General features: G+C 41.6%; 12 protein-coding genes. 3 read left to right on the top strand and 9 right to left on the bottom strand.

Annotated features, from left to right (window positions below):
- Window positions 1-694 (top strand): TetR/AcrR family transcriptional regulator (locus tag HP456_RS15105; protein WP_172252543.1); only part of this gene is annotated, 694 nt, incomplete at its 5' end.
- Between the two features lie 48 nt (window positions 695-742).
- Here the strand turns inward: HP456_RS15105 and HP456_RS15110 are convergent.
- Window positions 743-1,123: a DUF1284 domain-containing protein gene (locus HP456_RS15110; protein ID WP_172252557.1), complete on the bottom strand. Its 381-nt coding sequence runs from the start codon at window positions 1,121-1,123 to the stop codon at window positions 743-745.
- Window positions 1,124-1,480: 357 nt separating this feature from the next.
- On the opposite strand from HP456_RS15110, the gene HP456_RS15115 reads away from it, so the two are divergent.
- Window positions 1,481-2,317, top strand: a complete 837-nt coding sequence (locus tag HP456_RS15115; protein ID WP_172252545.1) for an undecaprenyl-diphosphate phosphatase — start codon at window positions 1,481-1,483, stop codon at window positions 2,315-2,317.
- A 56-nt stretch (window positions 2,318-2,373) separates the two neighbouring features.
- Here the strand turns inward: HP456_RS15115 and putP are convergent, their stop codons facing one another.
- The 5 genes from putP to HP456_RS15140 all read right to left on the bottom strand — a co-directional run bounded on the left by putP (window position 2,374) and on the right by HP456_RS15140 (window position 5,508).
- Window positions 2,374-3,843 carry a sodium/proline symporter PutP gene (putP, locus tag HP456_RS15120; RefSeq protein WP_172252547.1) on the bottom strand — a complete coding sequence of 490 codons (1,470 nt, stop codon included), beginning with the start codon at window positions 3,841-3,843 and terminating at the stop codon, window positions 2,374-2,376.
- Between the two features lie 383 nt (window positions 3,844-4,226).
- Entirely contained in the window at window positions 4,227-4,790 is a 564-nt protein-coding gene (locus tag HP456_RS15125) for an NAD(P)H oxidoreductase (protein WP_172252549.1), read from the bottom strand.
- A gap of 121 nt (window positions 4,791-4,911) precedes the next feature.
- Window positions 4,912-5,112: a hypothetical protein gene (locus tag HP456_RS15130; protein WP_312857770.1), complete on the bottom strand. Its 201-nt coding sequence runs from the start codon at window positions 5,110-5,112 to the stop codon at window positions 4,912-4,914.
- 30 nt (window positions 5,113-5,142) lie between these two features.
- Window positions 5,143-5,283, bottom strand: a complete 141-nt coding sequence (locus HP456_RS15135; RefSeq protein ID WP_172252551.1) for a hypothetical protein — start codon at window positions 5,281-5,283, stop codon at window positions 5,143-5,145.
- A gap of 12 nt (window positions 5,284-5,295) precedes the next feature.
- Window positions 5,296-5,508: a hypothetical protein gene (locus HP456_RS15140; RefSeq protein ID WP_172252537.1), complete on the bottom strand. Its 213-nt coding sequence runs from the start codon at window positions 5,506-5,508 to the stop codon at window positions 5,296-5,298.
- A gap of 456 nt (window positions 5,509-5,964) precedes the next feature.
- Between HP456_RS15140 and HP456_RS15145 the strand changes: the two genes are divergently transcribed.
- Entirely contained in the window at window positions 5,965-6,840 is an 876-nt protein-coding gene (locus HP456_RS15145) for an AraC family transcriptional regulator (RefSeq protein WP_172252553.1), read from the top strand.
- Window positions 6,841-7,047: 207 nt separating this feature from the next.
- Here the strand turns inward: HP456_RS15145 and HP456_RS15150 are convergent, their stop codons facing one another.
- The 3 genes from HP456_RS15150 to HP456_RS15160 form a co-directional block, all read right to left on the bottom strand.
- Entirely contained in the window at window positions 7,048-7,767 is a 720-nt protein-coding gene (locus tag HP456_RS15150; protein WP_172252555.1) for a YebC/PmpR family DNA-binding transcriptional regulator, read from the bottom strand.
- A 164-nt stretch (window positions 7,768-7,931) separates the two neighbouring features.
- Window positions 7,932-9,452, bottom strand: coding sequence for a gluconokinase (gntK, locus tag HP456_RS15155; protein WP_172252561.1), 1,521 nt, complete (start codon window positions 9,450-9,452; stop codon window positions 7,932-7,934).
- A 150-nt stretch (window positions 9,453-9,602) separates the two neighbouring features.
- A partial coding sequence (locus HP456_RS15160; protein WP_216663303.1) for a GntT/GntP/DsdX family permease occupies window positions 9,603-9,958 on the bottom strand: 356 nt, incomplete at its 5' end.

The raw sequence follows: 9,958 nt of genomic DNA on the forward strand, positions 1-9,958 counted from the left end.
AATCATGAAATACTATTTTAAGATGATCAGAGAAAAAATTGATCTTATCGAAAAAGAAGATTTGCCGCCTTATGAAAAGTTCCGCAAACAGCTGGAATATCAGCTTGTGGAGGTCTGGAACCATAAAGAATTTATCATCATGCAGATCAGGGAAAACGCGATGCCTTTCAATGAAGACATTCATGCCCTGCTTTATGAAATGAAAGTCCATACCTATGAATTCTACAAACGCAGGTTGAGTTCCATTTATGGTGAAGAGATAGAGCCTTACTTCTGGGACCTGTCATTGATCATCCAAGGAATTCTAAAGTCTTATCTCGAAGTCGTCATGCTTGATAAAATAGAGATGGATTTTAAGTATCTCTCCGTATTCATCCTTAAACGTCTTGATGATCTGGTACACGGCCTCCTGAAAAGCGGAGATGAACCTGTCCTATCCTTTGAGAAAATGAAGCCGCTGCTGCAGTCGATGGACTCAACGTCTTTGAATGAAGAGGGACTTCTGAGGCTGCTCGAAGAACATCTCGAGAAAGCCCGCGACGAGAACGGCAGAGTTTCCCTTGAAGTGATCAAAGAAGAAATTCTGAAAGACAAAACCCGTCCGATCGTCATTAAAGGTATGCTCGTTAATATAGAAGATGAAGATTCCTTAAGTGAATTGGTGAAGAAGATACGGGAGTTTTATCAAATTTGAAGCCGGGTAGTTGATACCCGGTTATTTTTATGGGTTGTGCACGGTGCTTCAACTCTCATTTCTTCCCATCATTTCTTTCAACTCCCTGATTCCTTCTTTACACACCCCGTATTCAAGCCAGGAACATCCAGCACACAATCGATCCAAGTCATCCGGCTCCACTTTAACCGCTGTTCTCTGGACAAGATCTGATTTCATGTACGTTTCACCTGCCTGCAAGCATAAATGTTCAATCACCCGCTCATCCATTGAGAGGACATGTTCATGGGAATCGACACCTTTGACACATCTGCTCTCCCCTTTATGTGGACAAGCCTGACAAGCTTCATCAAATCCTTGTACAATTTGAATCGGAAAGTCTGCTCCTTCATTTCGGATATCTGCAACAATTTCCGTCATGACTTTCACAAATCCAGAGCTGTAACCCATCCCTTTGAAACCGTGTGTACATAGTAGATGATGACCTCTTAATACGTTTTTCACTTTATCCCCTCCGTTTATAGAATCACCAGGAACATTGTTTTTGAAAAAAATTACACCCCCCTCTGCAATCAATCCTTACCCCCTTATTTTAATTAATTTCTATCTTCATCCATTCACTGGACAGCTTGCTAAAAGAAGTTATAGTAACATTTAGTTCTATTTTTCAGAAAGGGAAACTTATTCATTGGGCTTCACTTATGATTCCAGAGATTCATCCCAATCACATTAAAACCACGAGTGACAGGCTTATAAACCCCCTCCTTCATATAATTTAACTATTTCTATTTTTCAAGGAAGAAAACAATGGATATCTTTATTTTATTAAAAGCAGTCATCTTAGGACTTGTAGAAGGTCTGACGGAATTCGCACCGATTTCATCCACTGGTCATATGATCATTGTAGATGATTTGTGGCTGCAGTCGCAGGATTTTTTAGGGAAATATACAGCAAATACATTTAATGTTGTCATCCAGCTTGGTTCTATATTAGCAGTGGTCGTCATCTTCAGAGAGCGTTTCATTGACATGCTGGAGTTTAAGTCCCGGGGAACATCGGGAATATTTTCCGGGCATAAGCTAAAGCTTTCTCACGTGATTGTCGGTCTGCTTCCTGAGAGGGTTCTTGGTGTATTGTTCGAAGATTATATTGATGAGCATTTATTTTCGATTGAAACGGTCCTGATCGGTTTATTCGCAGGTGCGATCTTTATGATCATTGCAGATGTCATAAGCATGAAATACAAGGGAGCAAAGGTCGAAACAGTTGATGGAATCATACATAAACAAGCTCTTATCGTCGGGCTTATTCAATGTCTGGCTCTTTGGCCGGGGTTTTCCCGTTCAGGCTCAACCATCTCCGGTGGTGTACTGCTCGGAATGAACCACAGAACGGCTGCTGATTTCACATTTATCATGGCCGTGCCGATCATGCTCGGTGCAAGCGTCCTGTCACTTGCGAAAAATTGGCAGTATTTCACGTTGGATGCTCTTCCATTCATGGTTGCAGGATTCATTTCCGCGTTCATCTTCGCCCTTGTATCAATTAAGTTCTTCTTGAAATTGATCAATAAAGTGAAATTGATCCCGTTCGCGATTTACCGCATTATTTTGGTAGTAGTGATTTATGTACTCTATTTTTAAACGCGTATAGCAAAAAAGGACCCGATACCGAGTATCGGGTCCTTTTAACATAGAACTTAATCCTTTAGACGTGCTTGAACTGTATCGAATTCTTCCTGGATTTCTTTTGTTGGCCCATTGCCGACAAAACTGAAGATCACGATTGCAAGAGTTGCAAAGATGAATCCTGGAAGTAGTTCATAGATATCAAACAGTCCTCCGGTCAGCTGTTTCCAGATGATAACCGTCGCAGCACCCGTAATCATACCTGCAAGTGCACCATTTCTGGTCATGCGCTTCCAGAACAAGCTGAGGATAACTACCGGTCCAAATGCAGCACCGAATCCTGCCCAAGCATAACTTACGAGTTCCAATACTTTGCTATCACGATCGTATCCAAGGAAAATAGCAATGACCGCTATGACCACAACTGAAATTCGTCCTACAAGAACCTCTTCTTTTTGGCTTGCATCTTTCCTGAAGATGGCACTATAGAAATCCTGCGCCAGTGCACTTGAAGAAACAAGCAGCTGTGAATCCACTGTGCTCATGATGGCAGAAAGGATTGCCGCCAGTAAGAACCCGGCTACCCAAGGGTTAAATAGAACTTGGGAGAACATGATAAATACTGTTTCAGAATTTTCTAAAGGTGCATCAGCAAAGTAAGCGATTCCTGAAAATCCGACAAAGATTGCTCCAAAAAGGGATACAATCATCCAAGTCATACCAATCAAACGTGCTTTTGGAATCTCTTTCGTTGATTTGATACCCATAAATCGGACAATGATATGAGGCTGTCCAAAGTATCCCAGTCCCCATGCCAGCAGGGAAACGACACCAACAAACGTAGCACCGGTATAAATGTCAAGATAAGAAGCATCGATTGCGCCGACAGCACTTACTGTTTCGCTCCAGCCCCCGAGCTCATACACCGCGACAACAGGGATGATGATTAATGCAAGGAACATCAGAATCCCCTGGATAAAGTCAGTCCAGCTTGCTGCAAGGAAGCCGCCAAAGAATGTGTATGAAAGAATAACTGCAGCACCAACCCATAGTGCCAAGCGATAATCCATGTTAAAGGATTCTTCCAATAATATAGCTCCACCGACTAAACTTGATGACGTGTAGAAAGTGAAGAAAATGAGAATGATTATTGCAGAAAATACTCGAAGAATTTTGCTTCTATCGTGGAAACGATTTTCAAAGAAATCAGGTACTGTGATCGAGTCGTTTGCAACTTCGGTATATACCCTGAATGGCTTTGCAACGAATTGCCAGTTCAAGTATGCACCTATAGCCAGCCCGATCGCCAGCCAGATTGAACCCATTCCGCTTGCATATACCGCACCCGGTAAACCAAGCATCAACCAACCACTCATATCAGAAGAACCGGCACTCAATGCTGCGACTCCGGCACCTAAGCGTCTTCCCCCTAATACATAGTCAGATAAGTTGCTTGTCAATTTGGCTGCCATGTAACCAATGATTAACATTCCTACTAAATAAATGATGATCGACGTTAACGTTTCTATATTAATATCCATTGTCTGTTATCTACTCCTTCGTTTTTTCTGTGAAAAATGTGATAATTGATAAAAGAATCAATAGCGGCATCGGTATGGTTAACCATAACCAGGTTGCCATAGTCAATTGTTCTCCCACGAAGCAACAACCTCCTTATACAAGTTTTTGTATTTTTTATACACATTAAATCTCTTCTGCAATAACATTCTACGATGTAGACCCAAGAAATATCATAACACACCACAGAAAAAATAAAAGTCACAGTCTATAAAAACAGGAATGTGAATGAATAATTATACAATAAATATCCATTTTAAACACATATATAAAGCTTTACTCGATATTTATTCATCTGAAATTATTTAAATTTATTTTAAACAGACCATGACCATTTTCCTGTTTTTCAAAAAGAAAGACCGAGCTTGTAGGCTTTATCCATAGTTTTTTCATAATCAAATTTTTTATCCTCGTTCTTCGTGTCAAAAAAGAATCTTACTTCCGGTTTCATTATGCCCGTTTTTTTTGAAATGCCATTAATTAATTGGTGTTTTAGCGCGTTATCATGTCCGCTTGAAGTAAATTCCTGCTCAGTATCACCTGCCAGGCCCAGCCACAGTACTTTATCAGCCCGGATTTTAGAGGGAGCAGGGAAAAAGAAGACTCTATCTATATACCCTTTTAAAATAGCCGGCAGTCCATACCACCATATCGGAAAGATAAATACATAGGCATCAAAACGGTTCAACCTCTTCCGTTCATTTTCAACAATATGCGTCGCCATGGTCTTTACCGTATTTCCCCACCCCGGCTCGTCCCTTTCCTTAAGTACCGGGTCAAATTCTTCCCGATAGAGATCGAGAACCGTCACTTTATGCCCTTTTTCCAGCAAACCCTCCTGAAAATGTTTGGCAATCGAAAACGTCAGTGAATTTGTTCTGGGATGTGAAATAATGATTAATACTTTCAAAATATCACCTCTTACCTATCTAGTTTAACAATAAGGGGACCGTTGAAAAAGGAATGTCCGCTTGAAGAGTAAATATTCTCTATAATAAAAGTGGCCTGATCCCTATAGATCAGGCCTTCAATCAGTGCAAGTCATCATCAAAAAACCGTTTGATCTTTTCGATTTCTTCATTGCTGGTTTCTGAGGAGATATATGGATTATCATCCGTGACCGGCGTGTCCAGATTCGTCTTTATTTCAAAGAATGGACCTTGAGAAGGTTCCGCGATGATCCGATCATCAAGCTGTTTGAAGTCAGGCAGTTCTTTTTTTCCTTTATCCACTATTAATGCCTCCTTCCTGCTTCTATTTGATTAATGTGCCTCTTGTTCTTTCTTATAGGCGATTAACACGATATCCTCATCGGTTTGCTTGCGAAGCTCACTTTCGATGTGCTGTAATTTGTTCAACGTTTCATCTGAAAGTTGTGCTACCGGGTATTCTCCTTTATTCATCACATTTCCTCCTTATCCATTTTCGTTTTGCTGACCGATTTCTTTCCCTGCAAAATATACATTTCCTTCTTCAATCGCTCTCAGTTCATCGACTGATTCACCATGGAAGGATTCCTTGAATTCCACCGAAGTATAGCGTTCATCCTCTTGACCTTTAAAGCTTTGATATTCCGGATTGATGGGTGTATCGAAATTCAATTCACTTTTTCTTTTTTCTTTGTCCACCTGTACCACCTCCATTATTTAGTATGACAAGTGCGACTTTAATTCATGCAGGTTGATAATCGCATGGTCGATTTGTTGTTTACGGGAATAATCTGAACCGTTCCTTTCGGCTGCAGACACTTGCATTCCTCACTCATCCATTTAAGATTCTTAACAAGGCATCGTTTACTAACAGCAGTCAGTCAGAAAGAAAAAAAAGCGTATCGTTGCGTTTTTGTTGAGAAGTTTAAATAACGTCGTGCCAATGGTGGTTGTCGTCGTGCTCATTAGGATGCTGATTCAAATGTTCATTAGAGGTTATTTTAAGCAGTGAATAGGATGATATCGTTTTAATAAAATGATGTGAAAAGTTGCAGCTCGATAAAGTGGAAATGCATTCCGATAAATTCCGTATATAAATGATCGAGTAAATGATGAATTTTATCGATAGTATGTATTTGTGGAGGAGGGAAATGAATGTTACAAGAATTCAATCGTTTAATGGATTATATTGAAACCCACTTAACGGAAGAAATCTCTGGAAAGGATATATCAAAAATTGCAGGACTATCTGATTATCATTTCAAAAGAATGTTTTCGTATATGGCTGGGATGTCATTGAATGAGTATATCAAAAACAGGAGATTATCGGTGGCAAATGTTGAACTGGCCAACGGAGCAAAAGTGACAGATATTGCCTACAAATATGGTTATCAATCCATTGAAGGATTTTCAAGAGCTTTTCGTGAATGGAGTGGATATTTGCCTTCAGAAGTAATCAAAAACAAAATTCAAAAATCATTTCCCAAGTTTTCATTCTTTATTGATATAAAAGGAGGAATTTCAATGGAATTCAAAATTGAAAAGAAAGAGATGTTTAATATAGTTGGTGTAACGAAAAGAGTGCCAATTCAATTCGAAGGTGAAAACAACGCCATCATAGAACTGGCCAAGACCATTACAGAACAACAAAGAACTCAAATGCATCAATTAGCGGATTTATATCCTCACCAAGTGTTGAATGTATCTTATGATTTTGATGATGGTTTCTTAGAAGAAAAAGGATCTTTAACACATATGATAGGTTTTGCAACTGCAAAAGAAAATCCATTCGAAAATTTAGAGCAAATTACTATTGAAGAAAATTTATGGGCAATCTTCCCTAACCATGGACCATTTCCTTCTACACTTCAGGAAACGACCGCAAAAATTTATTCTGAATGGCTGCCTTCATCAGATTATGAACCAGTAGACCTACCTGGAATTTCTTTCACAAAATACAACGGTACATCAGAAAATGTATATAGTGAGGTTTGGATGGCAGTAAAGAAAAAAGGTAACGATAACTTTTGATAATTACTAGTTGCAGAAGTGTTTTTCCGAATAGCACACATTAAAAAAGGTTGGGGTCATTTTAATTTCGACCCCAACCTTTTTTCGTGCTAATTATATTCTTATTCATATGCTGCTGCATATGTTATTTACCCTGTATTTTCGGATTCTCTCCACAGTATCTGAATACTGCTTAGTTATGCAATACGCTTTTCACTGCTGTTGTATTTATTCGCCTAAGTCGACGTTATGGTACACCTGCTGGACATCTTCAAGATCTTCGATGGCATCGATCATTTTTTCAAATTGGGCTTGTGCATCTTCAGGAAGCTCCACGTCATTTTGCGCAAGCATCGTCAGTTCAGCAACCGTAAATTCTTCCACACCTGCACTCTTGAACGCTTCCTGCACAGCATGGAATTGATCAGGTTCGGTGTATACAATCACGGCATCATCTTCTTCAAGGATATCACGAGCATCCACATCTGCTTCCATCAAAATCTCAAGTACTTCCTCTTCTGATTTACCTTCTACACCGATAACGGCCGTAGCATCGAACATATATGCAACTGAACCGCTCACACCCATGTTGCCGCCGTTTTTACCGAAAGCAGCCCTTACTTCTGATGCTGTGCGGTTTACGTTGTTAGTCAGGGCGTCCACGATAACCATCGATCCATTCGGCCCGAAGCCTTCGTATCTCAGCTCATCGTAATTTTCTTCAGAACCGCCCTTCGCTTTCTCAATCGCCCGGTCGATTATGTGCTTTGGCACATTATATGTTTTCGCACGTTCCAAAACAAATTTGAGCGTTTGATTCAATTCGGGATCAGGCTCGCCCGATTTTGCGGCCACATAGATTTCACGCCCGAATTTTGCATAAATCCTGCTCGTATTGGCGTCCTTAGACGCTTTCTTTTCTTTAATGTTGTTCCACTTACGTCCCATTTTGTTTCACTCTCTTTCAGTATATAAAATTGATTACTTTTACATGTTGGTTGTCCATTTCATTATACATGAAACAGTCGAAAGTTGGCTATGTGTTGGAATTAATCCGGTCATGACCGTTTTGGTTGCCTCTCTAATTTAAACGTCATTAAGAGAAGCCGGCTCTACAGCCGGCTTCTCTCTTCCTGATACGCACTGATCACATCATATTCACTTTCGAGCAGTCTTGGCAGACGGATGAATATCGGCATCAATCTGCGGTATGCTTCAGTCGCTTTCTCGTCAGGCTGGTGTGAGTGAACAGAACCGACCATCTTCTTCACTTCTTCAAGTGAGTCCAGCGTTCCCTGTCCATACATCCCCAGTACAACCGCTCCGAGACAAGAGCTTTCGAAGCTTTCAGGTACTTCGACTTCTTGATCGAAGATATCCGCTAGCATCTGGCGCCACAGTTCTGAACGTGCAAATCCTCCTGTCGCCTGGACGCGCGCAGGTGAACCAATCAGCTCTTCTAAAGCAAGCAGGACGCTGTATAAGTTCATCACGATTCCTTCCAGCACGGCCCGGATCATATGCTCTTTCTTATGATGCATGCCGAGGCCGAAGAACGATCCGCGGGCTTTTGCATTCCAAAGTGGTGCTCTTTCTCCTGCCATGTACGGGTGGAATATCAGGCCTTCCGATCCCGGTTCGACTTTTCCGGCGATGTCTGTCAGCACTTCATAAGGGTCTTTCCCTAATCGTTTCGCCACTTCCACTTCCGCAGAAGCCAGTTCATCGCGTACCCATCTGAAGATCATTCCTCCATTATTCACCGGTCCGCCGATGACCCAATGCTTATCTGTCAGCGCATAACAGAAGATACGCCCTTTCGGATCGGTTACTGGCCGATCAGTCACGGCGCGGATTGCTCCGCTTGTTCCAATTGTGACAGCCACCACTCCCGGTTCGATCGCGTTCACCCCAAGATTGGAAAGAACTCCATCACTTGCACCGACGATAAAAGGAGTTTCTGCAGGCAAGCCCAGCATTTCAGTGTATTCAGCTTTTAAGCCGGTTAAGCTTTCGGTCGTTGAAACAGGCTTTGACAATTGATCGCCTGTAACACCGGCTACCTTTAACGCTTCTTCATCCCAATCGAGATTTTCCAAATTAAACATTCCGGTAGCTGAAGCGATTGAATAGTCGACCACATATTCGCCGAATAAGCGGTGAAAAATAAATTCTTTAATGGAAATGAATTTCTTTGCTTTTGCAAATAATTCAGTGTGTTCAGCATTGAGCCAAGCCAATTTCACAAGCGGGGACATCGGATGAATCGGTGTTCCCGTTCTGCGATAAATCTCCATTCCATTGTGATCCTTCTTGATTTTGACCGCCCAGTCAGCACTCCGGTTATCAGCCCACGTAATCGATCCCGTCAGCGGCTGGTCATTCTCATCGACCAGGATCAGGCTGTGCATCGCAGAACTAAATGAAACGAACGAAATGTTTTCTTTCGTTTGCAGCGTCACTTCCTTAATCGCTTTTATGACTGCACGGAAAATTTCTTCAGGATCCTGCTCCGCTGTTCCCGGGGCAGGTGTATGTAAGGGATATTCCACTCCATGACGGCAGACGGCTTCCCCTTTTTCATTAAAAAGTACAGCTTTCGTACTGGTTGTTCCGATATCCACGCCTATCATATGTGACATGTTCATTCCTCCTAAGTAGAGACAATCTTTGCTGTGACCAGTATAAAATGGGGATGAAGAAAAGTCACCCCGCCAGTGAAGAAATAGAGAAAAGGAAGAAGCATCACTGCCCTTCCTTTCCATGTATTTAGTATGAAACCTTTACGAGATAAAAATACCCAAGATAAACGCGACCGCGAATCCGACGAATCCAATGAGTGTTTCCATTACAGTCCATGATTTCAGCGTATCTTTCACGTCTAAACCGAAGTAACGGTTAACAAGCCAGAATCCGCTGTCATTGACATGTGAAAATACAGTCGCACCGGATGCGATGGCGATAACCATCAATCCGAGGACAGGGCCTTCCATGCCCAATGTTGAAATCAGAGGGCTCATTAATCCTGCTGCCGTGACCATTGACACAGTCGCAGAACCTTGTGCGATACGGACGACCATCGCGATGAGGAATGCAAGTGCAATCGGAGGAAGGCTGGAACCAGCCATCATTTCGCCAA

Source organism: Bacillus haikouensis (genome assembly GCF_013179555.1).
Taxonomy (GTDB): domain Bacteria; phylum Bacillota; class Bacilli; order Bacillales; family Bacillaceae_B; genus Rossellomorea; species Rossellomorea haikouensis_A.